This is a genomic window from Moorena sp. SIO3I6, from assembly GCF_010672095.1.
Genome location: NZ_JAAHHU010000081.1, coordinates 1 through 23,542 on the forward strand (window position 1 = coordinate 1; position 23,542 = coordinate 23,542).

Annotated in this window: 28 protein-coding genes and 1 pseudogene; 16 read left to right on the forward strand and 13 right to left on the reverse strand. The window is 43.9% G+C overall.

The features are described from left to right. The first annotated feature begins 320 nt into the window (after positions 1–320). Positions 321–461 carry a hypothetical protein gene (locus F6K49_RS21685; RefSeq protein WP_293019606.1) on the forward strand — a complete coding sequence of 47 codons (141 nt, stop codon included), beginning with the start codon at positions 321–323 and terminating at the stop codon, positions 459–461. Positions 462–727: 266 nt separating this feature from the next. Here F6K49_RS21685 and F6K49_RS21690 read toward each other — a convergent pair whose 3' ends face one another. Beyond that, positions 728–1,672 carry a M23 family metallopeptidase gene (locus F6K49_RS21690; protein WP_293019608.1) on the reverse strand — a complete coding sequence of 315 codons (945 nt, stop codon included), beginning with the start codon at positions 1,670–1,672 and terminating at the stop codon, positions 728–730. Between the two features lie 406 nt (positions 1,673–2,078). Here F6K49_RS21690 and F6K49_RS21695 point away from each other — a divergent pair, with 406 nt between their 5' ends. After that, entirely contained in the window at positions 2,079–2,945 is an 867-nt protein-coding gene (locus tag F6K49_RS21695; RefSeq protein ID WP_293099969.1) for a hypothetical protein, read from the forward strand. Between the two features lie 97 nt (positions 2,946–3,042). Here F6K49_RS21695 and F6K49_RS21700 read toward each other — a convergent pair whose 3' ends face one another. Then, entirely contained in the window at positions 3,043–3,264 is a 222-nt protein-coding gene (locus F6K49_RS21700; RefSeq protein WP_293019611.1) for an RNA-binding protein hfq, read from the reverse strand. A gap of 207 nt (positions 3,265–3,471) precedes the next feature. On the opposite strand from F6K49_RS21700, the gene dapF reads away from it, so the two are divergent. Next, positions 3,472–4,317, forward strand: a complete 846-nt coding sequence (gene dapF, locus F6K49_RS21705; protein ID WP_293019612.1) for a diaminopimelate epimerase — start codon at positions 3,472–3,474, stop codon at positions 4,315–4,317. Positions 4,318–4,339: 22 nt separating this feature from the next. On the opposite strand, the gene murF is transcribed toward dapF, so the two are convergent. After that, positions 4,340–5,713 carry a UDP-N-acetylmuramoyl-tripeptide--D-alanyl-D-alanine ligase gene (murF, locus tag F6K49_RS21710; RefSeq protein ID WP_293019614.1) on the reverse strand — a complete coding sequence of 458 codons (1,374 nt, stop codon included), beginning with the start codon at positions 5,711–5,713 and terminating at the stop codon, positions 4,340–4,342. A gap of 554 nt (positions 5,714–6,267) precedes the next feature. Between murF and F6K49_RS21715 the strand changes: the two genes are divergently transcribed. Beyond that, complete coding sequence (locus F6K49_RS21715) at positions 6,268–7,554, forward strand: hypothetical protein (protein WP_293019616.1); 1,287 nt, start codon at positions 6,268–6,270, stop codon at positions 7,552–7,554. Between the two features lie 111 nt (positions 7,555–7,665). On the opposite strand, the gene pth is transcribed toward F6K49_RS21715, so the two are convergent. The 3 genes from pth to F6K49_RS21730 form a co-directional block, all read right to left on the reverse strand. Next, positions 7,666–8,310 (reverse strand): aminoacyl-tRNA hydrolase, encoded by a 645-nt coding sequence (gene pth / locus F6K49_RS21720; RefSeq protein ID WP_293019618.1) that lies wholly within the window; start codon positions 8,308–8,310, stop codon positions 7,666–7,668. Positions 8,311–8,521: 211 nt separating this feature from the next. After that, positions 8,522–8,746, reverse strand: coding sequence for a DUF2811 domain-containing protein (locus tag F6K49_RS21725; protein ID WP_070391159.1), 225 nt, complete (start codon positions 8,744–8,746; stop codon positions 8,522–8,524). Between the two features lie 719 nt (positions 8,747–9,465). Next, positions 9,466–10,989 (reverse strand): cryptochrome/photolyase family protein, encoded by a 1,524-nt coding sequence (locus F6K49_RS21730; RefSeq protein ID WP_293099972.1) that lies wholly within the window; start codon positions 10,987–10,989, stop codon positions 9,466–9,468. Between the two features lie 481 nt (positions 10,990–11,470). Here F6K49_RS21730 and F6K49_RS21735 point away from each other — a divergent pair, with 481 nt between their 5' ends. After that, positions 11,471–11,602 (forward strand): hypothetical protein, encoded by a 132-nt coding sequence (locus F6K49_RS21735; protein WP_293019624.1) that lies wholly within the window; start codon positions 11,471–11,473, stop codon positions 11,600–11,602. 6 nt (positions 11,603–11,608) lie between these two features. On the opposite strand, the gene F6K49_RS21740 is transcribed toward F6K49_RS21735, so the two are convergent. Further along, a complete protein-coding gene (locus tag F6K49_RS21740) occupies positions 11,609–12,955 on the reverse strand; it encodes a serine/threonine-protein kinase (RefSeq protein ID WP_293099975.1) in 1,347 nt (448 codons plus the stop codon). Positions 12,956–13,387: 432 nt separating this feature from the next. Beyond that, positions 13,388–13,678, reverse strand: coding sequence for a hypothetical protein (locus F6K49_RS21745; RefSeq protein WP_293099978.1), 291 nt, complete (start codon positions 13,676–13,678; stop codon positions 13,388–13,390). Between the two features lie 4 nt (positions 13,679–13,682). Here F6K49_RS21745 and F6K49_RS21750 point away from each other — a divergent pair, with 4 nt between their 5' ends. The 4 genes from F6K49_RS21750 to F6K49_RS21765 all read left to right on the forward strand — a co-directional run bounded on the left by F6K49_RS21750 (position 13,683) and on the right by F6K49_RS21765 (position 15,103). Continuing rightward, the gene (locus F6K49_RS21750) at positions 13,683–13,826 is read left to right on the forward strand and encodes a hypothetical protein (RefSeq protein ID WP_293019630.1); all 144 of its coding nucleotides are present in this window, start codon (positions 13,683–13,685) and stop codon (positions 13,824–13,826) included. Positions 13,827–13,852: 26 nt separating this feature from the next. Then, positions 13,853–14,023, forward strand: coding sequence for a hypothetical protein (locus F6K49_RS21755; RefSeq protein ID WP_293099981.1), 171 nt, complete (start codon positions 13,853–13,855; stop codon positions 14,021–14,023). A 55-nt stretch (positions 14,024–14,078) separates the two neighbouring features. After that, complete coding sequence (locus tag F6K49_RS21760) at positions 14,079–14,651, forward strand: DUF2996 domain-containing protein (RefSeq protein ID WP_293099984.1); 573 nt, start codon at positions 14,079–14,081, stop codon at positions 14,649–14,651. A 263-nt stretch (positions 14,652–14,914) separates the two neighbouring features. Next, complete coding sequence (locus F6K49_RS21765; RefSeq protein ID WP_293099987.1) at positions 14,915–15,103, forward strand: pentapeptide repeat-containing protein; 189 nt, start codon at positions 14,915–14,917, stop codon at positions 15,101–15,103. On the opposite strand, the gene F6K49_RS21770 is transcribed toward F6K49_RS21765, so the two are convergent. Both F6K49_RS21770 and F6K49_RS21775 read right to left on the reverse strand, forming a co-directional pair. Continuing rightward, positions 15,100–15,261, reverse strand: a complete 162-nt coding sequence (locus tag F6K49_RS21770; protein ID WP_293099990.1) for a hypothetical protein — start codon at positions 15,259–15,261, stop codon at positions 15,100–15,102. The genes F6K49_RS21765 and F6K49_RS21770 overlap by 4 nt on opposite strands. A gap of 296 nt (positions 15,262–15,557) precedes the next feature. Further along, the gene (locus F6K49_RS21775; RefSeq protein ID WP_293099993.1) at positions 15,558–15,740 is read right to left on the reverse strand and encodes a hypothetical protein; all 183 of its coding nucleotides are present in this window, start codon (positions 15,738–15,740) and stop codon (positions 15,558–15,560) included. A gap of 288 nt (positions 15,741–16,028) precedes the next feature. Here F6K49_RS21775 and F6K49_RS21780 point away from each other — a divergent pair, with 288 nt between their 5' ends. The 4 genes and pseudogenes from F6K49_RS21780 to acsF all read left to right on the forward strand — a co-directional run bounded on the left by F6K49_RS21780 (position 16,029) and on the right by acsF (position 19,103). After that, positions 16,029–16,439, forward strand: a complete 411-nt coding sequence (locus F6K49_RS21780; RefSeq protein WP_293099996.1) for a hypothetical protein — start codon at positions 16,029–16,031, stop codon at positions 16,437–16,439. A gap of 12 nt (positions 16,440–16,451) precedes the next feature. Further along, positions 16,452–16,616, forward strand: a pseudogene (locus F6K49_RS53510) (hypothetical protein); the annotation flags it as partial. Between the two features lie 12 nt (positions 16,617–16,628). Then, positions 16,629–17,153: a pentapeptide repeat-containing protein gene (locus F6K49_RS21785; protein WP_293099999.1), complete on the forward strand. Its 525-nt coding sequence runs from the start codon at positions 16,629–16,631 to the stop codon at positions 17,151–17,153. An 873-nt stretch (positions 17,154–18,026) separates the two neighbouring features. After that, a complete protein-coding gene (gene acsF, locus F6K49_RS21790) occupies positions 18,027–19,103 on the forward strand; it encodes a magnesium-protoporphyrin IX monomethyl ester (oxidative) cyclase (protein ID WP_293100002.1) in 1,077 nt (358 codons plus the stop codon). A gap of 71 nt (positions 19,104–19,174) precedes the next feature. Here the strand turns inward: acsF and F6K49_RS21795 are convergent, their stop codons facing one another. Next, complete coding sequence (locus F6K49_RS21795) at positions 19,175–19,351, reverse strand: hypothetical protein (RefSeq protein ID WP_158069405.1); 177 nt, start codon at positions 19,349–19,351, stop codon at positions 19,175–19,177. 197 nt (positions 19,352–19,548) lie between these two features. Here F6K49_RS21795 and F6K49_RS21800 point away from each other — a divergent pair, with 197 nt between their 5' ends. After that, positions 19,549–20,358, forward strand: coding sequence for a hypothetical protein (locus F6K49_RS21800; protein WP_293100005.1), 810 nt, complete (start codon positions 19,549–19,551; stop codon positions 20,356–20,358). Here F6K49_RS21800 and F6K49_RS21805 read toward each other — a convergent pair. Next, complete coding sequence (locus F6K49_RS21805; protein ID WP_293100008.1) at positions 20,253–20,648, reverse strand: hypothetical protein; 396 nt, start codon at positions 20,646–20,648, stop codon at positions 20,253–20,255. The genes F6K49_RS21800 and F6K49_RS21805 overlap by 106 nt on opposite strands. Positions 20,649–20,751: 103 nt before the next feature. On the opposite strand from F6K49_RS21805, the gene F6K49_RS21810 reads away from it, so the two are divergent. After that, entirely contained in the window at positions 20,752–20,898 is a 147-nt protein-coding gene (locus tag F6K49_RS21810) for a hypothetical protein (RefSeq protein ID WP_293019651.1), read from the forward strand. 10 nt (positions 20,899–20,908) lie between these two features. Then, the gene (locus F6K49_RS21815; protein WP_293100011.1) at positions 20,909–22,360 is read left to right on the forward strand and encodes a BCD family MFS transporter; all 1,452 of its coding nucleotides are present in this window, start codon (positions 20,909–20,911) and stop codon (positions 22,358–22,360) included. Between the two features lie 556 nt (positions 22,361–22,916). Here the strand turns inward: F6K49_RS21815 and F6K49_RS21820 are convergent. Continuing rightward, complete coding sequence (locus tag F6K49_RS21820; protein ID WP_075896698.1) at positions 22,917–23,411, reverse strand: NaeI family type II restriction endonuclease; 495 nt, start codon at positions 23,409–23,411, stop codon at positions 22,917–22,919. Positions 23,412–23,542 lie beyond the last annotated feature (131 nt).

Below are 23,542 nucleotides of genomic sequence, written 5' to 3' on the forward strand. Positions count from 1 at the left end.
TATCTCCCAAGGCCAAGATAGGTTTTGTTCCGCTCAAGGCGCATAAATCTGTGTTTAATAGAAAACGCAACCACTATCATGGTTTGCTTTGGTTTTCGGCTTCAATTCAAGGAACCAGAATGTTTTCAATGACACTATAAAACTAATCAAAGTCTAACATATTTTTGGAGATACTGCAAGATATTTGGAGAAAATCGTCAACAGTGGCTAGCCCTTTACCCTTGATGTTTAGATTTATCTATGATAGCAAATGTGCTGGCTTAGTTATAGTATAGGTGATCCAGGTGACATACTCCCGACGCTGACAAGCGCGGTACAGCGTGGGCTTCTTACCAACACCATCCAACGATATCGGCTTTCGCCGACGCTGCGCGAACGGTTACACGGGTTACTTTATTAACGACACGGTCAGAAGTTACCGTAAGGATAGGGTCGCCTTTATGGTTGTCGGCTATGGGTAAAAAGGTTAAATCTTATTGATTAAGGCGACCCTATCTATCGGTTTCGTCTCCGGGATGCCCCTCCGCGCCGGAACAATACAACTCGTTCTATGTTTAGCTAGTAGGTGGCGGTTAGCTCTTAATTTGTTTCCCCTACTGTCCCTAGTATAGCCCATTGGCATTTCGACGTTCCGACCCTTGCCCCGCGCTTCCCATACGACACTTACCCAATGAAGGTAAAGTGCGGGGCTTCTCGCGGTTTAGCTAAGTGATGGGCTAGGGTCAGGTCAATTGATACCTTCCCATCTCCAGGGTACTGGGTCAACCGACTTACCGTGAACATAGAGACCCCAATGTAGATGAGGACCAGTGGAAGCACCTGTAGAACCAATGGTACCAATGACCTGGCCAGCTTGAACAAAATCCCCCTCTTTAACTTTAATTTCGCTCAAGTGCAGCATGATACTGAGTACCCCTTGACCATGGTTAATCCCTACGGTGTTCCCATGAACCCGGAAACCTTCAGACTCTCGTCCCACTAGTGCTATCCTTCCTGCTGCTGGTGCTACTACTGGTGAACCGAAGCGACCGGCATAGTCAACACCACGATGGTAGTAGTTTTTAGCATAGACACCGTTGTAGTAGCGACGAACACCGAAAACACTGGAGACACGAGCATTGTTGGGTCTATAGAATTTACCATTCCAGAATTTTTCTGGGGTCAATAATTTTTTAAACTGGGCAACCCGATTTAATTCAAATTGGGTTGCTGGGGCAGAGGCTTTGCCAGACAGCCAGATGCGTTGGACAGGGAAAGACCGATTCTGAAGTGGTACAGCTATGTTGTTAACTTTACCATCACCAGCCACTCGTAAAACCAATTTTCCTGGTTTATCTAATGGGGTAGTGGGTACTAAAGCGCGATAACGATTTGTCCCTGTCGCAAAGGTAGGATAGGTCTTTTGACCCATAGAAACGGTTGGTGGTGAACCAACTGTTTCGGTTTGAATTACCACTGACAAAGTATCGCCTAACTGGGGATTTTCTGGTTGAACTTGTACCTGTAAAGCTTGCACTGGTTGGCACAGGGCTACAAAACCCGATGCCAGGGCTATTGCTGTCGTTGTAATCAGGCGTTTGGCAAGGTGCTTTGCACTCAGAAGTGGGGTGGGACTAGAAGGAGAATAGTGCTCTAGCCCTGATAGTGAGCCATGAGAGGATAGTGATTTCACTGACTTATACAAAGCGCGACTATAGATTTTTATTCTTTAGCTACTGGGGCATAGACTATCATTTAGCCCAGTGTGTTTCCAATTCCATCTAGTTTGCAGATGAACGGGACCAAAGAAGATTGAGTCAGGTGCCATCATAAAAGGACATCTAACTAAGGTGGATAGTCTATCACACTAACGGTTAGGCTAACTCGGTGGATGGATTCTCTATATCAATCAATCCCAAACTATGAAATAGTTTTTTTTAAGGGTAACTCACGATTGCCAAACTAAGTCGAGGTTTAAATTAATGGACAGTTGGATCATCAAGCTCCATGACTTCATTGGTGAAATCCCATTCCTGGTGATTTCTTTAATTACAGCCGTAACATTTTGCTTTTGGTTAATTCCCTACACCACTGACTTGATGGTCAGCTGTGCAGCGGGTCTTGCTGGTGACTATTTAGGGCGCGAGCAACGCACCTTGGTGATTAACTCAAGTACCAACAATCCTGAGTTACTTTTAATGCTTGTCTCACTGGGATTAGGTAGGCTAGGAGGGATAGCTACCCCACTAGGCTCAAATTTTGCAAACATTTATCTTATGTTTTTTGTTGCTCCATTATTTGTTTTAGTTAAGTGGTTTTTTAAGAGGGATTTCAATAAGATATTAAATCTCATGACTCTAATCAATCGTGAAAAAAAGTTGGTAATTTGGCATTCAATTATGTCCTTAAGTATGTTTGGATTTGCCAGTATAGCCTATTGGTGCCTAACCGGAGGCTTTCAGTTTAATTATTTATCAGAAGACATCCCATTAAGAACATGGCACTGGTTATTAATCGGAGTGTTGATCTGTATAATTGGGATTGGGATATTTGTGTATTTTGAAAATAACTTGAAAAAGAAGCGCCCAGGATTATTTGAAGATATCACTGAGGAAGATTTTGAGTCAAACTGGTGGAAGTTTTTTTTAGGGACTATATCCCTGACGGTATTATGTTATGTTTTAAATGCCTTATTCTTGGCCTATACTGAACTATATAGTTCAGTATTAAGTCAGTGGTTGGGCTCAGCAGTTTTTGTGGGATTACATTATTTTATCGGTAGTCTGATATCTTCTTTACCAGAAGCGAATGTGGCAATAAAAAACTATGAACGTCTAACTTCACCGGATCTAAATACAGCCCTAGCATCAGCAAGTCAATCAAATATGACTAATCTTGCCCTGGGATGCTTGGGCTGTATTATCGCAACTATCTTGTTACTGACTGGACTAAGCTATAAGTTGTAAATCAAAAATGAAGAATTCAGAATGAAGAATTCAGAATGCAGAATTCAGAATGCAGAATGCATTCAAAGAACAGTCTTGAGCCTTGAGCCTTAAAGCTTTAGCCTTGAGCTGCTTGTGGCTTTAGATAAGCGATCGCATGATGAGGGATCATGATGGTCTGCTGATCTTGAGTGATCAGACACAGGCAGTTTTGATCTTGCCAGCACAACTTCCCCCTGAAGGAATCCCCGGTAAGAAGTTTTAGCTCTAGGAGTTGTTGGTCTTTGATATAGCCTTGAATTTGACTAATACTGGGCAAGCCGGTATCGAATTGGGCCATAATCACAAAAAATCGTGGAATGCGTGGGAACCCTACCAATCATAACCAATCATACTTGGCCAGGAGGGTTTTTGGCGTTTTGGGCAGCATAATCAGAAAAAGTATTTTAATCAGTCGGTAGCTAAATCGAGGAAAATTCGCGAAACTTAAACAAAAGGCTGCAAAAGAATTACCATAGCACCAGAGCCGATTAATAGGGAGTTTACTATGGAGTTTACAAAGTACCATGGACTTGGGAATGACTTTATTCTGATTGATAATCGGGATGACCTGGAACCCAGAATAACCTCAGAGCAAGCACTGCAGCTATGCGATCGCAATTTTGGAATCGGTGCAGATGGTGTTATTTTTGCCCTGCCAGGACAAGACGGTACTGACTATACGATGCGGATTTTCAACTCTGATGGTTCTGAACCAGAGATGTGTGGTAATGGGATTCGCTGTTTAGGAAAGTTTCTGGCTGATTTAGAGGGGGATAATCACAAAACCCACTATCGGATCCATACCCTGGCTGGGGTGATCATTCCTGAACTCAAGGGCGATGGTAAAGTCAGGGTGGATATGGGGATGCCCCAGCTTAGTGCAGCTCAAATTCCCACTGTTTTGGCAGAGGCTGACCAAAAGGTGATCAATACCCCCATGGAAATAGCAGACAAATTATGGGAGGTTACCTGTGTCAGTATGGGGAATCCTCACTGTATTACCTTTGTGGAGGATGCCGATGCCATACCTCTGGAAACCATTGGTCCACTGTTTGAGCATCACTCAGTTTTCCCCCAACGAACCAATACAGAATTTATCCAAGTGGTGCGTCCCGATTATCTCAAGATGCGGGTTTGGGAGCGGGGTGCTGGGGCAACTCTCGCCTGTGGCACGGGGGCTTGTGCGTCTGTGGTGGCTGGTGTGTTAACTGAGAAAAGCGATCGCATTTGTACCGTGGAGCTTCCTGGTGGTTGTCTCGACATTGAATGGTCCGAAACCGATCAGCGAGTTTACATGACTGGGCCAGCTGAGCAAGTTTTCACGGGTAAACTATCACAAATCTGGGGATAAGCCCAGATTTGTTGGCTTGAGATCAATCTTCCTTGGAAAATCCGGCTTTAAACTGCTTGACTACTTGATCGAGACCCACGGAATGGGAGGCTTTAAACAATAGACGATCCCCAGGTTGGACAAACCCCAGTAGATGTTCCACTAGAGGATTAGAGTCACAGAAACACTCAACTGGCACCGAAGTAACACCGGTTGCGATCGCTTCCGCTTCTGGCTCACTTTCATCCACCAAAATCCGCAAGCCATCTAGATTGAGTTGCTCAACCTTTTGACCCACTTGCTGATGAAGTTCACCGGATTTGGTTCCCAATTCCTTCATCGCCCCAAGTACTGCTATATGGCGTTTGCCAGGAGTCTGAGCCAGCATTTCTAGGGCAGCTACCATAGATTCAACTCCAGCATTGTAGGTTTCATCAAGAATCACTACATCGTTAGGTAACTCATAACGCTGGGATCGCCCTGCCGGTAGCTCAACCTCTAAACCATTCCTGAGGGTTTCCCAATCCACCCCCAATAATTTCCCAATGGCTAGGGCCCCTACATAGTTCAGGGCATTGTGGCGACCTGGGAGGGGGATAGGAAACTCCATGCCCTCTACTTTCAGGATTTCCGGTGCAATCAACTCTCCTTGGACATCACCACCCTCTAAACCATAGGTTATGGTTTGCCCTTGCCAAACCTCAGCTGCGGTATCAATTAGGCGTTGATTGTCGTGATTGAGAACCGCTACACCCTTGTTGGACATATGTGCTAATAACTCACACTTGGCTTTTGCGATCGCTTCAGTAGAACCCAACAGACCAATATGAGCTGTACCCACATTAGTAATCACCCCCGCCGTGGGGTTGGCTATCTCGGTCAATTCAGCAATCTGTCCTGAACCACGCATTGCCATCTCGATTACAGCATAGTCATGGTCTGGTGCCAACTCCAGCAAGGTTTTGGGTACACCAATTTCATTGTTGTAATTGGCCTGGGTTTTGAGTACAGTTCCTTTAGTAGACAAAACTGCTGCGATTAGCTCCTTAGTGGTAGTTTTGCCTACAGAACCAGTGACAGCAATCACCGGAATCTCAAACTGGTCACGCCACCACCGAGCAATTTGCTGGTAGGCTTTGAGAGTATTTTCTACCTGAATCAGCGGCAAACCTTCGAGTTGGGTAACTTTAGTCGCCTCAGCAATGACCGTTAATGCCCCCTTCTCTACAGCCAGAGCTGCATAATCATGACCATCAAACTTTTCACCCCGCAGCGCTAAAAATAGTTGACCCGGCTCAAGGTGACGGGTATCAGTGGTAATGCCAGTGAATGACTTTTCCAGGATTTTTTCTGGAATGTCTACGGTCTTGGCGGCGAGAATGTCAACTAATTTTCCTACAAGAAGCCGACACACCATAAATTTCTTGTTCCCCCAGTGTCCTAATTGTGCTGTTTTCTCTAAACGCTCTATTTTCCTGGTCAGCCAATAACTTTCACATGGTTTTTACTTAATTTTCACAATTTCCACTCATTGGCACAATTAGGTAAAGAGTAAATGAAGATATACTAATACTAGAAGAGGTCACCTAAAGTTTAGGTGATCATTAGAATATATCTACCACCGTAGATATATTGTGATACACCGAACTCTCTTTGTGTTAGCTAAGCCGCTCAAAGTTGAATTTTCATCTTCTGAAGCCAACCACCATTGATGAGCCCTAGCTTTAGCACCTAGGAGAGCTACCTAAAGTGACCACCTGGAGAGACTCTAAAGAAGATGAAGATATACTAATACTAGAAGAGGTCACCTAAAGTTTAGGTGATCATTAGAATATATCTACCACCGTAGATATATTGTGATACACCGAACTCTCTTTGTGTTAGCTAAGCCACTCAAAGTTGAATTTTCATCTTCTCAAGCCAACCACCATTGATGAGCCCTAGCTTTAGCACCTAGGAGAGCTACCTAAAGTGACCACCTGGAGAGACTCTAAAGAATCGGAAATTCGACATATTAGCTTGCCAGAGCAGCAAGTCTACAATCACTTACTCCAGTGGGTAAGGGTAGAATCACCAAAGCAATCAATTGAACGCTTCCAAAGGCTCTTCCTGGATGGAGTGGGATACGAAGATTTTGAAATCTGGTTGGCCTTGGAAAAGATAGTAATGGATAAGCGGGCTCCGACAGAGTTCCGATTTGTGGTCAATCGCTGCTGCCATATTCTGATCAATCACTGGCATCTGAAACCAAACACCAGAAGAGCAGTCCAAGAATTGGTAGCTCTGTTTGATCATGTGCCGTCTCCTTTGAGGGTTCACTCTCGGGCTCCTAGACGCCTGCGGCAACTAATGCAGATGTTCAAAAGAACAGAGCAATATCTAACCTTGCAACGTCTGTCTATAGTAATGAATGATACACCTCAATACTCTAATGGTTCTAAGCCAGTGGCAAACTTGATTCAGCGGTACCCCTACTTATATGAACATTGCTTACTCAGTGAAGACAGCTCTCAGGAATATCAGCAAACTGTCCGGCAAGTTCAAGCTATGGTTCAACGGCGCTTTGATTGTGATTTATCTAAGTACGTAACCTATCAGGTGCGATGCGCCAATCTCAGGCGAAATCGGGCTATCACGAGTCCAAGACGAATTATTCAACCAGTGTCAAATCCCACATTGCTGACCGAACGAGAGTTGGCGAGTGCTCTCAAGCAGTTTTTTGGCAAAGTGCAAGGGTCTTACACTTACCAAGATGTTGCTCGTAGCTTCCATACCCACAGTCAGCACACAGCCTGTTTCAAAGACTTCAAGGAAGATTTATATGAATATTTGATTGCCTCGATTGACCCAGCCTATGGGAAGCAACAGTTTAACAAGCGATTGTATACTCATTTGCAAAACACCTTGCCTGAATGGGATTACCAAACGCCCAATGAATTTATGGTGGTGCGCACCTGTACTCAATTGTTAAACTTTTTGGTGGTGGAAAGCCCTAAACGCCCCAATCACTATACATTTGTTGATTTGATTACCAATCTAGGAACCACCATTACCACTGGACTATTGATCAAGATAGTATTGATCTGCCGTAAAGTCAAGCCCTATTTAGAAAAGCGATTTTCGATTTTGTTTAACCACTACGAGTCCGAAACCAGAAACAGCGTACCCTGGTTAGTCCCGTCTCTGGAAAACTTGAATATTGCCTTGAGTGTACACTTTGGCTCAGCTGATATCTCCTGCCTTAATCAGATTATGTGAGTTATTGCGTAGCGCTATAACTAGAGCTTGTAACTATAGCGTTTATCATACCTATGAGGTACACAGGATTTTTTTCCACTTCCGACTTCCCTACTCCCTACTCCCTACTCCCTACTCCCTACTCCCTGTTCCCTTTGCTATAGTTGCTAGATTCCGATTATTGTAGAGACTCATTGCTTTTTCCACACCTTGCTTAAGAGACAGTTCAACCGCCTCAACTGCTAGTTGGACTACCTCAGACATTAACTGGGCTTCCTGGGGTGAAAATTTTCCTAGGACGTGGGAGATCGTGTCTGGCTTCTGACTGGATTTGCCGATGCCAATCCGCAGGCGAGGGAAGTTTTGCGTACCGAGATGGGCAATTGCGGATTTCATGCCATTGTGTCCTCCCGCTGAACCGGAAAGGCGTAGACGCAAACGCCCTACTGGTAAGTCCATATCATCATAAATGATCAGGACTGACTCAGGTTTTAGCTTGTACCAATCAGTCACCGCCCGAATTGCTTGTCCAGAGCGATTCATGTATGTAAGAGGCTTAAGCAAGCTGAGCTTATTTCCTTTTAGTCCAATTCCTTGACCAAACCATCCCTGAAAGCGGCGATGTTCGTTTCCTACAATCTGTAATCGACGTGCGATCGCATCGACCACTTCAAAACCGATATTGTGCCGGGTGTTATCGTACTTGGGTTCGGGATTACCTAAACCCACAATCAGTTTAGGAATTATACTCTGTCCGGTTGTTTCGATAGTGCTCATACTCAAAAATCGTTTTGGTCATGGGTAATGGGTAATGGGTAACCCATTACCTACGGTTTATGATCTAGATGTTTCCGGACATCATAACAAGGGAGTGGGGAATAGGGGGAAGCTGTGCAGGCATGGGTGCGGAACTTGACACGTCATACTTTACATGTTATATGTCACACGTTATATTTAACACGTTATACTTTTCCCCATCCCGGATTAACTACGCAGGATATTGAAATAACGATTCCAGATAGACACGAGCACAAGCCCGATAACTCTGGGATGTTTCTGGGGTCTTACCAATACCATTTTGGAGCAAAAACAGAGAAAGTGCTGCTGCGAAGACCCGGTCTTGGTCCCAGCTAGGATGGGTTTCTAGGTAGCGCTTGAGAGACTCGTGCAGGTCTTCGGGGATTTCTGCCAGGATACTTACAGTTGCGTTCATATTCACCTCTTCATATAAAGGTATTTTTGGAAAAAGCCACCTGATTTCAAGAACTTCAGATAACTGCCTTGGCCAAAAGAAAGCCAAGACAAGCTAGCACCGAAGCACTGAATTTTGATGCCACCCTTGCTTTAGTTCAGAACTATCCCCAAATAGGGTAGGGTAGTCCGTGCTAACCCCTGCTAGTGGGCGTAGGTTAGCTTAGAGCAAATTTTTTTATAGGTTGGTCGCACCATTTTCATCTGAAATGGGGTGGGTTTGTCAATGCTGCGAAATATTACAACTCTTGTTTAAATTCCGAAAGGTATACGAACTAATCAGGGTTTGAGGCGCTTTTTGGTTACATAACTTTACATAAACTGCGGTCTTAACTGCTGCGGAATACTAAGTCGGGAAAATCCCCAGTAAAACTGGAATACCTAATGCCACCGTTGAGGCTTGTGGAAAACTATGGGAAAACTGTGGAAAAGGTTGAAGCTCTGTGTGGAAACAGTGGGGAATCTGTGGGGGAAAGTTGGGACAAACGATAAGAATTCTTACAGTTTCGCGCTTCGGTGGAAAACTGGTGACAACAGATGGGGCAACTGTGGATTGTGACCCCTGATATATTAGTTAACTAAAACTAGTTAACTAAATTTAGCTAACTATTTAATTGACTCCTTAAGGAAGAAAGAGCAATGAAAAAAAATATAACCACTGACTAATTGCTTATAACATAATTATGTGGTATGTTCGGGTATATTGTCGCTACGCCACCTTAGAACCTCTTCACGAATTTGTTGTATGTCTTGATCAGAGATTCTGTCGATGTGAGACAAGACTAAACTCATGCGGCCTTGAGCCTTGAGTTGGTCACGGTGGCGGCAGAGAAAATCCCAGTACAAAAAATTAAAGGGACAGGCTCCCTCCCCAGTACGTTTCCGAGGATTGTAAGCACAACTGCTGCAGTAGTCGCTCATTTTATTGATGTAATTAGCTGATGCAGCGTAAGGTTTGGATGCTAGAATGCCGCCATCGGCAAATTGACCCATGCCAATGACATTGGTTTGCATCACCCAATCATAGGCATCAATAAAGGCTCCATGAAACCATTCTTCTATTGATTGAGGGGAAACTCCAACAATTAGAGCAAAATTGCTCAACACCATCAGTCGCTGAATGTGATGGGCGTAACCGGTTCGTTCAACCTGACTCAAAATTTGGAGTAAACAGTTCATGTCTGTTTTCTCGGCATGCCAGTAAAAGTCAGGTAGGGGCTGGGTGTGGTTGAACCAATTGCTTTGGGAGTAGTCAGGGTTCATATAGATATAAATGCCGTGCATATATTCCCGCCAACCCAGGACTTGACGAATAAATCCTTCTGTGGTGCTTAAGTCGAGTTGGTTTTGGTGATAAGCGTTCTCTACTGCTTTAATTACTTCTTCAGGTTGGAGTAAGCCGATATTGAGGTAAGGGGAAATTAGGGAGTGCCACATGGTATCTTCGTTGGTGACCATGGCATCTTGATAGGGACCAAAATTGGGTAGGCGATGGTGAATGAAAAAGTCTAATACTTGAAGAGCTTGATGGCGATTGACCGCCCAACGGAATGGTTCGGTTTTTCCGTAGGTGGGAAAGTTTTGAGCATTAACGGAGTTGATCACGTCTTGGGTGATTGGGTCGGGTTCAAACCAAAGGGCGTCTGGTGGATTTAGATTACGTTTTGGGGGTTTACGATTTTGTTTATCGAAATTCCATTTCCCACCAATTGGCTTATTTCCTGCCATCAAACTATTAAATCGCTTGCGCCCCACCCGATAGAAGTTTTCCATAATCAGACGTTTTTGAGATTTCGCCCAGGTTTTAAAATCAGACTCGCTCCACAGAAAATGATTGTTGGGAATAAAGGTAATTTGGCAATTTAGTTTTAGGTTGCCAATCATTTGGGCAAAGGGTCGGTCATTGGGCGTCATTACCCGTAGTTCGGTAATAGTATTTTTGGTGACCCAGGCTTGGAGAGGCGTTTCAAAGTCGTCTGCTGTTTTATAGCTGACTGGCCAATCTTGGGTGCGTAATTCCTCAGCAAAGTGCCGCATGGCTGACCAAATGAATACCAGTTTTTGGCGGTGGTAACGTCTTTGTTGGACGTAGCTTAGGGATTCAATCAGAATTACTGGCGTATTTTGATGGTTTTTTTGACAACTGTTTAGGGCTGATTGTTCATTCCAAAGTTGATCCCCTAGTACCCAAATCCCGATAGTCATTATGGCTGATGCTTTTTACTGTATTGATATCATACAATAACTTCAGGGATTTTTGTGTTGAGTTTTAGGAATTAGGGAATAGGGAGTAGGGATTAGGGAGTAGGGAGTAGGGAATAGGGAACAGGGAACAGGGAACAGGGAACATAAAAAAAAGGATTAATTATATTAATAATTAACTATTATTAAAGTATATTTATGTGGACATTTATCAGATATTAATAAAATTTACAGGCTCTAATTTTAGAGCCTAATTTAGCATAAATAATAATTGTTTTTTATAGGTTTTTTTAAAATTAATCAAATAATAGTTATAGCAATTATGTTTCCCATGAGGTAAAGGGCTCCCCCTAAATACCCCTTAAAAAGGGGGACTTTGAGGTTGTTCACTGTACCTCATACATGCAATAAACGCTATATATAGAGCAGCTATAAATTGGTTTATAACTACTCTATATAACTATTGTTTAGTTTTTGTAACCTAATGAGGTACACAGTTTTTTTCCCTATTCCCTGTTCCCTATTCCCTACTCCCTACTCCCTACTCCCTAATCCCTACTCCCTACTCCCTCACATCCAGAACGAAAGTACCTCACCAAATTACAAACCGCTATAAAAACTGCTAAATACTACATATCTCAAGGCGAGAGAAGAGAGATACGCCACCCATAAAAAAGGCGAAGTATGCCCAACCGGAAAAGAATCCGACATAGCTGACTGGTAGATGCCCCTGGGGAGCATTGAGGGTGAAGGGCAGGTCAACGTAATCTAGCCACTTTTCGTTGGTGTGCCATCCGAGTTTATCGCCAAAGCGACAGTAAGTTTCATAGTCATAATCGGCACCAGGAGTTACCTGCACACTCTCGGTGACGATGCTCTGCCAGATTCGCTTCTGTACACTAAAGCCAAAGCGCCCATTGCTGTATTTTACCCAGAGGGTGTTGAGAGTATAGAGGTCTTTACAAGGAAACTTGTTGATATCTGGGATGTCAAGCCAGCCTTCTTCTTCTCGTCCTGCTGCTTTGAGCATAAGAGCGAGAGTTTCTTGATCTGCCTCTTGCCACTTTCTATGGATTAGTAAATCCTGTAATGGGCGGTAATCTACTCCTACATCAGAACTAAGGTCATCAACTTCACTCAAAGAGATGAAATAATCGTCTTCAGTCAAGGGCTGTAACCATTCCTGCACTGACTGAGGACGGTCTTTTGGCTCTAAGGCCATGGCTTGGAGAATTACTTGATTTAAGCGATCGCTAATACTAGGAAGCAGTTGGTTTGGTGGCACCAGGTCTTCACCGTCATACTTGCGGTAAATTGACTCGGTAGGATTTAGCCCAGTTACGGCATGGTAAAGTGAAGCGGCTAGAGAGTAGACATCCACCGTGGCGTGACGACTGCCTTGGTAGTATAGCTCGTAGGGTCGAAATGGTTTATTGTCAATATGGCTGGACACATTACTATCTCGGAGTATATCCCCAGGAATGCCAAAGTCAATCAACACGGCTTTGCCACTGTTACTGACCACGATATTATGAGGGCTGATATCTAAATGCACTAGCCCTACTCCATGGATTAGATTCAAGGCTGACCCAATTTGAGTGATGTAGGCTACTGCATCAGTTTCAGGTAATGGTCCTGTGCGTTGTACCAACTTCCATAAACTTTCCCCCGACACAAAATCCATCACGAGGCAGTAGGTATCTCCTTCTTGAAACAAGTCTCTGACCGGCACCAGGGATTCAAGGTCAGCAGACAGTTGAGCCAGCAGTTGTCCTTGCTTGATAAATTCTTCGCCATAGTTGGGGTAGTCTGGAGCCAATCTCAGGCTTTCGTGTGGTGTTTTAATTACAACATCTTGATTAAGTAACTGATGGACTGCTTTGTAGGTAATTCCAAAAGCTCCACGTCCAAGAATTTTCTCGATCTTGTATTTACCACCATGTAACAGCTGTTGCTCTGACCAGACCATATAGATTAGTTGTTATTTATTTATAAGTCGTGTTTAGGTTTAGTAGATTTACCCTGGCTCCTAGGGAGATTATCAACTATTTTAATACACCCTAAATTCAAATACTATTGATAATACAATTACTGCTATAGCATTATTGAGTAAGTATTCAGCGAACAGCGATTAGCGCTACGCGCACGCTACTTGAGGTGCTATCAGCTTTTGAATAAAACAGGTAACCATTGGTTTAATCTGAGTTACGTTAGCTGAAGGCTGTTCGCGTAGCGTTAGCTAAAAGCTCACGGCTGAATGCTGACGGCTGAAGGCTTACATTATTTACATGCTATTAAATCTGATAATTAATTTTTTGAGGATTAATTTTCAGTACTCATATACTTTAGTATAATTTCTTCAGGTTTGCCATTTGCTACGCCATCAGGTGTTAGTCGTTAATTACTCTGTTAAGAGAAAAAAACCAGATATAGGAAGTAGGGAGTAGGGAGTAGGGAGTAGGGAGTAGGGAGTAGGGAACAGGCAAGAGGCAAGAGGCAAGAGGCAATAGGCAAGAGGCAAGAGGCAATAGGCAATAGGCAATAGGCAATAGGCAATAGGCAATAGGCAATAGGTAAGAGGCAAGAGGCAAGAGGCAATAGGCAATAGGCAATAGGCAATAGGCAAGAGGGAAAAAATCCTGTGTACCTGATTAGGGTAGAAAGCGCTATACCGCACCTGTAGAATGGGCATCTTGGTGGAACTGGCATCTTGGTGGAACTGGCATCTTGGTGGAACTGGCATCTTGGTGGAACTGGCATCTTGGTGGAACTGGCATCTTGCCAGTTATCAATATTTTCGAGCGGGCAGGATGCCCACTCTACTCCTATTAATTAGTTAATTCAGGAACGCCAAAGCTACTGACAAATGTGTTCGCGTAGCTTAACCTACGGTCAATCGCGTTTAGCTCAAGTCCGCAGAATTTTCCCCATTTACCGCTTTTCCCAACTCCCGATTGCCGACTCCCGACTCCCGACTCCCGACTCCCGACTCCCGATTCCCGAATCCCGACTCCCGATTCCCGAGCTATCTGTCTAGCCCTTCGCCAGTAAGATAGGATTATCCAGAGTAAAGATAATGACTTACATTAGCTATGGCGGAAGAAACCCAACCCTTGCCTAACCCTGAGGAAGCCAATACTCCTTCTGATACATCAGCAGAGAAACCGCAGGCTAAGGCCCCTGCGGCCAAAAAGCCTGCGGCTAAATCAGAAGACAAACCAGCGGCTAAGGCCCCTGCTGCTAAAAAGCCTGCTGCTACAGAGGCAAAAGCTAAAAAAGAAAAACCACCAGCAATTGAAAAGAAACCCTTTACTGAATTTGTGGAACAACATTATGTGCCAGCCCTTAAGACTGCTTTTGCCAAACAAGGTATTGATGATGTAGATGTGACGTTTGCTAAACAGAAAATCCCGATTCCGAGTTTGAGTCAAATGGATGACTGTTGGCAAGTAATGGGTAGTTGGCAAAATGGGCAACGTAAATTTAACGTTTATTTCCTAGACGAAGATATTAAAAAACAAAAGGCTTTCTCTGCGTCGGCTAATGGTGTTAACCCTAGTACGATCGAGTCTTTTATGATTGATGAACGGAAAGTGACTCTTGATCTAATGGTTCATTACACTATACAACGGCTAAATGCTCAGAAGTGGCTAATGTGGAATTAGTAAGTCTTGGCTAATGTTTAGGTAGATTTTAAGCTATCAGCTATCAACTATCAGCTATCAGCTATCAGCTGTTCCGGGTAGCGTGGCCAACGGCCAAGGGCTTTTTCCCAGACTTTCAAGTCTGTAAAATATCAAACTATTAAATTCGGCTTTGCTTAACAATGGAATGATTTGAAGAGTTTTGTGGAACGGGCATCTTGCCCGTTACAATTCCCGGGCAGGCAGGATGCCAACCCCACTCATATTCATTCCTTGATTCAGCAATGCCATTTTTTAGTAGTGCTGACTTAAGTGATGCCAACCTCAAGAGTGCTGACCTCACTAATGCCCAGCTCAGTCGTGCTATTGTGGACAATACCCAATTCGGAGATAACTCAGGAATTGATGAATCCATGAAGGGTGACTTAATTAAACGAGGCGCAATGTTTGAGGATGTGCCAGGGGATAGCTAGGAAAGTCTTACCCCTAGCCAAAGATAGGAATTCCCGCAAACAAATGCGATCAAAGGAAAGAATGCGATAGCATCAACCAAAAAACGCGATCGCTTAAAGCAAATAATGCGATCGCATTTTTTTTGTTTATGCGATCGCTTAAACCAGAAAATGGGCATTGCTAAATCTTGGGATCAATATCAGTGGGGTGGGCATCCTGCCTGCCTGGGAATATTGATCACCGGCAAGATGCCGGTTCCACGGTGAAATATTGATCACCGGCAAGATGCCGGTTCCACCAAGATGCCGGTTCCACAAAACTCTTCAAATCATTCCATTATTAAGCAATGCCAACGAATTAGTGTAGAGCGATCGCATAATCCAGCTATAGCAGTTCTCAATTAGGTGAGGTACACAAGTTGTGGATTTTAGGGAACAGGGAAAAAATCCTGTTCCCTATACTAGCGCTATCATTTTATTTACCTTTAGATTTAGGAAGTGACAGTCCCAGATAGCCTCCAAGTCCTATTTTTGCCATATCCATAAACGTGGGGCGGTATTGTTCATCAATTACCGCTAGGGTAAGTGACCCCCCAAGTAATATGGATATAATAGCAGCTTGAACCATTTCTTTGATTGTCAGAGTTTTGTGAGCCATAGGTTTTTTCGGTAATTGTTACGCTTGACTGCTACTTTTAATGGTTACCGACAAAACCCCAAACCTTGACTGGACAATGGATTAGTTGCTAATATGTTTTGGGTTTTGTTTGATTGTTTTGTGACTGAGCTGTGATTGCGCTAAAGGTTATGGCGCTGACTGCAGGGAATAGGGAACTTTGGCTCAGGGAATTATTTAGTTTAGTCATTTAGGGCTGCATCGCTTACTATCTTGAATTTTTAAACACTATTCAAGCTATTACTATAGTTATAAAAAATTCGCCAGACTATGAAAGAAGCTAGCCAAGTAAAAAAAAAACTAACTATTACTGCCTCGTCAAAAGGTATAGAGAAAGCTGAAAAAGCTTTAATCAGGCTAGGATTTGAGTCTAAAAGTAACTTAGCAAAATCACAACTTATAGGTCGCAGTACAGTAACAAAGTTTTTTCAATCTAAACCAATTCAGCTGGATTCCTTTAAACGGATATGCCAGGCTCTGAAACTAGACTGGAGAGAAATTGCGGGAATAGCAGAGGAAAACCAATCCGAACCCCTAACCATAAATGATGGTAGTAGCTCAGAGCTGGTGGAGGGGGTGGAGCAAGGGCAAGCACATAGGCGCAAAGTGACTGTAATCGATAAACAAAGTAAAATAATTAAAGCTTCTATTGTCTTAGAAGGGGATATAGATTCAGTTTAAAATTTAAAATTTATTCAATCTATTTTACGAGACTATTCAGGATACAGTATAAACATTATTGATATTAAACCAGGCAGCATCCGATTAATTATAGAGGGTTCTCCAGAGGATATCGAACGGCTTAGAGCTCGAATAGAATCAGGAGAAATCAACGAATTAAGCGGTTTTCCTGTTCAAGATATTGAAATTTTGAGGGAAAGGTCAGAGGATGATCAAAAATGGCGTCTAGTAGAAGAGATTGTTAGCCGTGGAGCTGTGGGTCGAGACTTAAACGGTGTTGACCTGAGTGATGCTGACCTCAGTTATGCCAACCTGATTGGTGCCGACCTCAGTGAAGCTGACCTCAGTAGTGCTGACTTGATTCGTGCTAATCTAAAGGATGACAACCTGATTTTTGCCGACCTGAGTGAAGCGGATCTCAGTGAAGCGGATCTCAGTGAAGCCTACCTGAGTGGTGCCTACCTCAGTAGTGCCAACCTAAGTAATGCCTACCTGAGGGGTACTTACCTGATTTATGCCGACCTCAGTGAAGCTGACCTCAGTAGTGCTGACCTTAGTGATGCCAAGCTTAGTCATGCTATCGTGAACAATGCCCGATTTGGAGATAACTCAGGAATTGATGAATCGATGAAACGTGACCTAATTGAACGAGGCGCAATTTTTGAGGATTTGCCAGGGGATAGCTCTGAAATTTTAACCCCTAGCAAAAGATAGGAATGACTGAAATTAGGGAGTGCTGATAATTTTTGGGAATCCCGTAAGCTTCAATCAAAAAATGCGATCAAAGGAAAGAATGCGATTGACCTATGGTCACGCTACGCGATCGCTTACAAATACTCAATACCCCCAACCATTTCTTCTAGAGTAGATAGCCTTTATAATAGTAAGGATGTAAACAATATTTTTTCCCTATTCCCTATTCCCTATTCCCTATTCCCTAAGCATTTAGCTATTAGCCAATAGCTGAATATTGACCTAAAAAAAAGGGGGAGTCGCAACGGTTCCCCCTTGACAATCCCGATTTTTAGGTCAAAACTATAAAGATGATAACGAAAAAGGTAATAACTTGATTGTTAAATAACTTTATTAAATAATTCTTTTAGTTAAGTTATGTAACAGCTTTCACCGTTCAGGTTTGCTTAAGCTTTCAGGTTTGCTTAAGGATTCAGGTTTAAGCTACGGCAGGGGCAAAATGTAATAAAACTTTAAATTACGTTGTAACTCTTAACCTAAACAGGCGTTTGAGATCACCAATACCCTGGTAAACTCAGAAAGCAATATATAGCAATATACTGTTTAAGCATTCAGCTATCAGCTGTCAGCTAATCAACGGGAGATAGTAAACAAGCATCGGGGGTGCTGCTACGGCTGGTTTAAAATCCCTGTTCGTTTTACTCATCAGACCCCGTACACTTAAAGCCCCTGATAGTACCTCAAGTAGTTTGCCCGTAGCCCATGAGCTGATAGCTGATAACTGACCGCTGAATGCTTAGTCATTGGTTTGGGCTTGGGTTGAGTGACCCGGATCTGTCCACACCAGGCCACCGAGAATGGTAAGCAACTATAACAAGCAAGCAAGAGCTTAAGATGGTAGATTCCCTTAAAAAACCTGATTTTGATGAAATCCGACCCGGTATAAAGGTACCGGCGAAGGACACGATCCTAACTCCCCGGTTCTACACTACTGACTTTGAAGCAATGGCGAAGATGGACCTCTCGCCTAATCAGGATGAACTGGAAGCCATCCTGGAAGAGTTTCGAGCTGATTACAATCGTCACCATTTTGTCCGGGATGAGGAGTTTAATCAATCCTGGGATCACATTGATGGGGAAAAACGCCGGTTATTTGTTGAATTTCTGGAACGTTCCTGTACAGCGGAATTCTCTGGTTTCTTGCTCTATAAGGAATTGGGACGGCGCTTAAAGCATAAAAATCCTGTGCTGGCAGAGTGCTTTACCCTGATGTCTCGTGATGAAGCACGTCATTCGGGATTCCTGAACAAGGCTATGTCAGATTTCAATCTACAGCTGGATTTGGGATTCCTGACTAAGAGCAAGAAGTACACCTTCTTTCAGCCGAAGTTTATTTTCTACGCTACCTATCTGTCTGAGAAGATTGGCTATTGGCGGTATATTACTATCTATCGCCATTTAGAAGCTCATCCTGAAGACCGGGTCTATCCAATTTTCCGCTTCTTTGAAAACTGGTGTCAGGATGAAAACCGTCATGGGGATTTCTTTGATGCGATCATGAGAGCTCAGCCGAATACGCTGAATGATTGGCAGGCTAAGCTTTGGTCGAGATTCTTCTTGCTGTCGGTGTTTGCCACTATGTATCTGAATGATGTTCAGCGGTATGGATTTTATGCCTCCATTGGTTTAGATGCTCGTGAATATGATAAGCATGTGATTGAGAAGACTAACGACACCTCAGGACGGGTCTTCCCAGTTATTCTGGATGTAGACCATCCGGAATTTTATGAGCGTCTGGAGATTTGTGTCCGGAATAATGATAAGCTAAGAGCGATCGCTAATTCAAATACGCCTAAGTTCTTGCAAATATTCCAGAAGTTGCCACTCTACATGTCTAATGCCTGGCAGCTCCTAAAATTGTACCTGATTAAGCCGATTGATATGACGGCTAAACATGGTTCTATGATCTAAAGTTTGCTCCGCTAACTGTTAGCTTCGTTTTTGTGGTGATTCTACATTAGGTAGGATCACTTTTTTTTGATTTACCCTGGGAGTCGGGAATCGGGAATCGGGAATCGGGAATCGGGAATCGGGTTGTAAGTGCTGTAAGTTTGGGGAGATAGGGAGATGGGGAGATAGGGAGATGGGGAGATGGGGAGATGGGGGAGATTTTTAGTAAGGGTAATTATAGCGTTTCTAATACTTAACCTGTTGTGCATTTAAATTGAATATTATTCCGTTATAAAACAAACCGTAAAACCCTCTCCCCCTACTCCCTATTCCCTATTCCCTATTCCCTACTCCCTACTCCCTACTCCCTATTCCCTACTCCCTTAGATCCGGAAATGATACAAGAATGACAGAAGTTTTATCGGTATAGGTGCGTCAGTTCTGTTAGTGTATTTTTTATTGTTGAGTGTTAAAAAATTTGGGACTTAAGTATCTAAAAACGGGATTACTGGGACTAACCTTTACCTTCACAGTTGCTTACCGAGCTGGGAGTCAAACGGTGCCAGTACCGGACTCGACTACAGGCAACCAAGAGGAAACCCAGGGGAATCCGCCTCAGCCTACTCCAGAGAAATTACCAGAGTCCCCCCAGTCTGATCCTCCTGGTAATTCAGCAGCCCAGGAGTTGGATTTAAGTCCAGAGATAATTGAAGGCAGTCCGGTGCTACAGCGTTGGCTAGAGGAGGTGCCGGATGTTTGGCAGGATATCCGCCATCAACCCAGTTTTCGCACTCGGTTGCGGTTGGGTTACTCCCAGTTTCCCTCTAATGGACAAGCCGCAGGGGTGAATGTGGGAGTGGAAGATGTGTTTATTGGTAATTCTGGCTTGACGGTGAGTGGAGATTATCAGGCTTCCTTTAATGGTGAGCGAGAAACCTTTGGGGTAGATTTGCGGTATTATGTACTGCCCTTAGGGAGTTATTTTAATGTTGCCCCGATGGTGGGTTATCGCAATTTGGAAACTGATGGTTACTCTACCGATGGGGTAAATGTGGGAGCGCGGTTGCTATTGGTTTTGTCTAGGACTGGTGCCGCTGATATTTCCTTCACTCAAAGTTTTGTTTCTATTGGCAGTAGTGATGAGGTGGGGATAAGCAAGCTTTCCTTTGGTTATGCCCTTACTCCCAATTTGCGGCTTGCTACGGATATTGAGAAACAGAATTCTATCGAAAATAAGGATAGTCGGGTGGGGATTGGGTTGGAATGGATGCCTTGAGATGTTGAGAGGGTTAGGAGTAGAGTGGGCATCCTGCCCGCGCGAAAATAAGGAGGAAACGGGCAAGATGCCCATTCCACGGAGCTCACAGGGGTAGGTTTTTTATATTTGGTTCGGGAATCGGGAATCGGGAATTGGGAGTCGGCAGTCGGGAGTCGGGAGTCGGGAGTCGGGAGTCGGGAGTCGGGAATCGGGAATCGGGAATCGGGAATCGGGAGTCGGGAATCGGGAATCGGAAGTCTAGAGCGTTCGCGTAGCGTGGCCATTCCCGTAGCGTGGCCGTAGGCCAATCACATTTATCGAGCCCATCAAGCTAAGCCATTTAGGGATTTGATCTCAGCCATTTCGCTATAGGATTTACCTATAACATATCCAAATTGATCATGAAACCCAATGCTAATTTGTCATAACACCAAACAATCCTCGGATCTCTTTCCTACTATTCCCGATTCCCGATTCCCGATTCCCGATTCCCGATTCCCGATTCCCGATTCCCGATTCCCGATTCCCGATTCCCTCTGTTTCCCCACACTAAAGTAAAACTCTACCGATGAAAACCAGTAATGTAGTTAAGTCTGAGCCTCCCTCCTCAGCAAAGCACCAAACACTTCCCAAGATTAATCTATTCACCATGTTCCGGCTTGGTCTATTCCAGATGGGATTAGGGATCTTGGCAGTGCTGACCCTAGGAGTGCTCAACCGAGTGATGATCGACGAGCTAGGTATTCCAGCCTCAATTACCGGGAGCCTTCTAGCCATTTCGCTGTTTATTGCCCCAGCCAGGGTATGGTTTGGTCAGCTCTCGGATACTAAACCCGTCTTTGGATATCACCGTACTGGTTACGTCTGGATGGGAAGCGGGTTATTTATGATTATCCTATCCTTAGCGGTACAAATCACCTGGCAATTGGGCAATCTCGTCGAAGGGGCTGGAAGTTGGACATGGTCAATTCCAGCCTATAGTTGGGTCGCTCTTGGGGCTCTAATTTTTGCTCTCTACGGTATGGCTGTGAGTATGAGTTCCACTACCTTTTTTACCTTATTAGTGGATATTTCTGATGAAGACAACCGTGGCAAATTAATCGGTATTATCTGGTCAATGATGACTGTAGGTATTGCCATTGGCGGCATCAGTAGCACAATTTTGCTGAAGGGATTAGATAATATTGATACATCCCTGGAAGTATTGCGGTCATCAATTACTGGGCTGTTTTTCTTCGTACCCTTAATGGTGTTCGGGCTAGCGGTATTAGCCACCTTTGGAATCGAGAAAAAATACTCGCGCTATTCTTCCCGTTCTATCCTAGCGAATCGCGAAGACCAGATTACCTTGGGCCAATCCCTAAAACTATTAACGGCTAGTCCCCAAACTGGCCTGTTTTTCACCTTTTTGGTGATCATGACCATCAGCCTATTTCTCCAGGAAGCAGTGCTAGAACCCTATGGGGGAGAGGTCTTTAATATGTCAATTCCTCAAACCTCTCTACTGAATAGCTACTGGGGGATTGGGATGTTGATGAGCTTGAGCGCAACTGGCTTTTTCCTAATTCCCAATTTAGGTAAGCGCAAAACCACTCAATTAGGCTGTCTAGCGGTATCTATCTGCTTTATCTTGATTATTATGTCAGGATTTACCAGAAATGCTCAGCTATTCCAGGGAACCTTACTCTTATTTGGTTTATCTACTGGTATCGCTACCACAGGGGCTCTGAGTTTGATGTTAGACCTAACCGCAGCAGAAGCGGCTGGCACCTTTGTGGGGGCGTGGGGATTAGCGCAAGCCATGGCACGAGGCATAGCAGTAGCCAGCGGTGGTGTGATCCTTGATATAGGTAGAGCCATTTTTTCTACCCCAGTCTTGGCTTATGGTGTCGTGTTTGCTCTCCAATCCGCAGGGATGATAGTGGCAATTTGGTTCCTGGGTAAAGTGAATTTTAAGGAATTCCAGGATAATGCTCAACATGCGATCGCTGCTGTGATGGAAGGGGATTTGGATGGTTGAAGGCAGAATGTTGAAGGTTGAAGGTTAGTAGGTTGAAGGTTATTAGGTCTATTGAATGCGATCGCTTTTAATAGCAGGCGTAGGGTGCGTTAGGGGTGGGCTGGCCATCATATTAAACCTCGTAGCAAGTGTTGGGAAAGCCCGCCCCGTAACGCACCAGAAGGTTATTCGCGTAGCGTGGCCAAAAGGCCAAGGTTATTAGGTCTGTTGAATGCGATCGCTTTTAATAGACCTGGCAGCGTTAGAAGTTTTATGCTGTTGTACTACCGCCAATTCTTATCACCTGTTGCTTGAGCTGAAGTTGGTGACTTGTAGAAGAGGTGTAGGATAGGTCAATAAAAAAAGTAAATTTTGCTGTGGCTACCGATATAGAGATGTAGGGTTACAGCAAAAGATACGATGAGTGATCAAAAAAAAGCAAATAGTAGCTTGGATTAGTAGCCTTGTCCCTTTATCTCCTCAAACGGAAGACCCCAGCACATCTTTAGGTGTTCCAAAACTTCTATCACCAGCAGATAAAAGTGTTTTCAATCACTACCCCCGGAGATGATATTAGTTAGAAATCAGAGAGTTTTGGTATTTCCCCGTTTGGGATAAGCCATTTAATGTGTTGCTTACCCACAGCGGAAACACTTTTTTTCTTGTCTTGGTTGCTACCTTTAGTCAACATATCTGGGTTGGCTCTCAGAAGCCCTGCTTGGAAAAACATCTCGTCTTCATTGATGCGTGTCAGGAGGCATATTTCCCCAATTGCTTCAGGAGGTATCATCCACGTTTTCCCAATTGTTGCTTTTGAATCAAATTCAATGTCAATCAAGTAGAAATCTAATTTGGTTCCTCTTTCCCATCTAAACTCATGGCGCAGATAAGCTTCTACTTTTATTCCGAAAATCGTTTTCTCCGCTTTCTCTACTTCTGCAAGTCGAGTGCGCCCCATTCGTTCACCATCAATAACGTAATCCATCGCATCTCGAATTACTTTGCCATAGCGGGATTCAAAGTTTTTGATAGTATTAAGGGTGCTGAAGAGCTTTTCGAGTTTGGCGTCCAAATTGTTTAACCTTGATAAAGCTCATACAAGTGTAACGTGTAGTGTAAATTTAGGGTTAGTCCTTCACGGATGCGATTGACCGTAGGTCACGCTACGCGAACGCTCTTACCTGAACCCAATATCTGAACAAT

Bases quoted from the DNA above. Each gene is read 5' to 3' on its own strand.
- F6K49_RS21795 (WP_158069405.1), bottom strand. From the start codon at position 19,351: ATGCACAACAGGTTAAGTATTAGAAACGCTATAATTACCCTTACTAAA.
- F6K49_RS21770 (WP_293099990.1), bottom strand. From the start codon at position 15,261: ATGCCCATTTTCTGGTTTAAGCGATCGCATAAACAAAAAAAATGCGAT.
- F6K49_RS21740 (WP_293099975.1), bottom strand. From the start codon at position 12,955: ATGGTCTGGTCAGAGCAACAGCTGTTACATGGTGGTAAATACAAGATC.
- F6K49_RS21745 (WP_293099978.1), bottom strand. From the start codon at position 13,678: ATGCCCATTCTACAGGTGCGGTATAGCGCTTTCTACCCTAATCAGGTA.
- F6K49_RS21760 (WP_293099984.1), top strand. From the start codon at position 14,079: ATGGCGGAAGAAACCCAACCCTTGCCTAACCCTGAGGAAGCCAATACT.
- murF (WP_293019614.1), bottom strand. From the start codon at position 5,713: ATGGTGTGTCGGCTTCTTGTAGGAAAATTAGTTGACATTCTCGCCGCC.
- F6K49_RS21815 (WP_293100011.1), top strand. From the start codon at position 20,909: ATGAAAACCAGTAATGTAGTTAAGTCTGAGCCTCCCTCCTCAGCAAAG.
- F6K49_RS21735 (WP_293019624.1), top strand. From the start codon at position 11,471: ATGAGGTACACAGTTTTTTTCCCTATTCCCTGTTCCCTATTCCCTACT.
- dapF (WP_293019612.1), top strand. From the start codon at position 3,472: ATGGAGTTTACAAAGTACCATGGACTTGGGAATGACTTTATTCTGATT.
- F6K49_RS21775 (WP_293099993.1), bottom strand. From the start codon at position 15,740: ATGGCTCACAAAACTCTGACAATCAAAGAAATGGTTCAAGCTGCTATT.
- pth (WP_293019618.1), bottom strand. From the start codon at position 8,310: ATGAGCACTATCGAAACAACCGGACAGAGTATAATTCCTAAACTGATT.
- F6K49_RS21780 (WP_293099996.1), top strand. From the start codon at position 16,029: ATGAAAGAAGCTAGCCAAGTAAAAAAAAAACTAACTATTACTGCCTCG.
- F6K49_RS21700 (WP_293019611.1), bottom strand. From the start codon at position 3,264: ATGGCCCAATTCGATACCGGCTTGCCCAGTATTAGTCAAATTCAAGGC.
- F6K49_RS21755 (WP_293099981.1), top strand. From the start codon at position 13,853: ATGTGTTCGCGTAGCTTAACCTACGGTCAATCGCGTTTAGCTCAAGTC.
- F6K49_RS21730 (WP_293099972.1), bottom strand. From the start codon at position 10,989: ATGACTATCGGGATTTGGGTACTAGGGGATCAACTTTGGAATGAACAA.
- F6K49_RS21765 (WP_293099987.1), top strand. From the start codon at position 14,915: ATGCCATTTTTTAGTAGTGCTGACTTAAGTGATGCCAACCTCAAGAGT.
- F6K49_RS21810 (WP_293019651.1), top strand. From the start codon at position 20,752: ATGCTAATTTGTCATAACACCAAACAATCCTCGGATCTCTTTCCTACT.
- F6K49_RS21695 (WP_293099969.1), top strand. From the start codon at position 2,079: ATGGTCAGCTGTGCAGCGGGTCTTGCTGGTGACTATTTAGGGCGCGAG.
- F6K49_RS21725 (WP_070391159.1), bottom strand. From the start codon at position 8,746: ATGAACGCAACTGTAAGTATCCTGGCAGAAATCCCCGAAGACCTGCAC.
- acsF (WP_293100002.1), top strand. From the start codon at position 18,027: ATGGTAGATTCCCTTAAAAAACCTGATTTTGATGAAATCCGACCCGGT.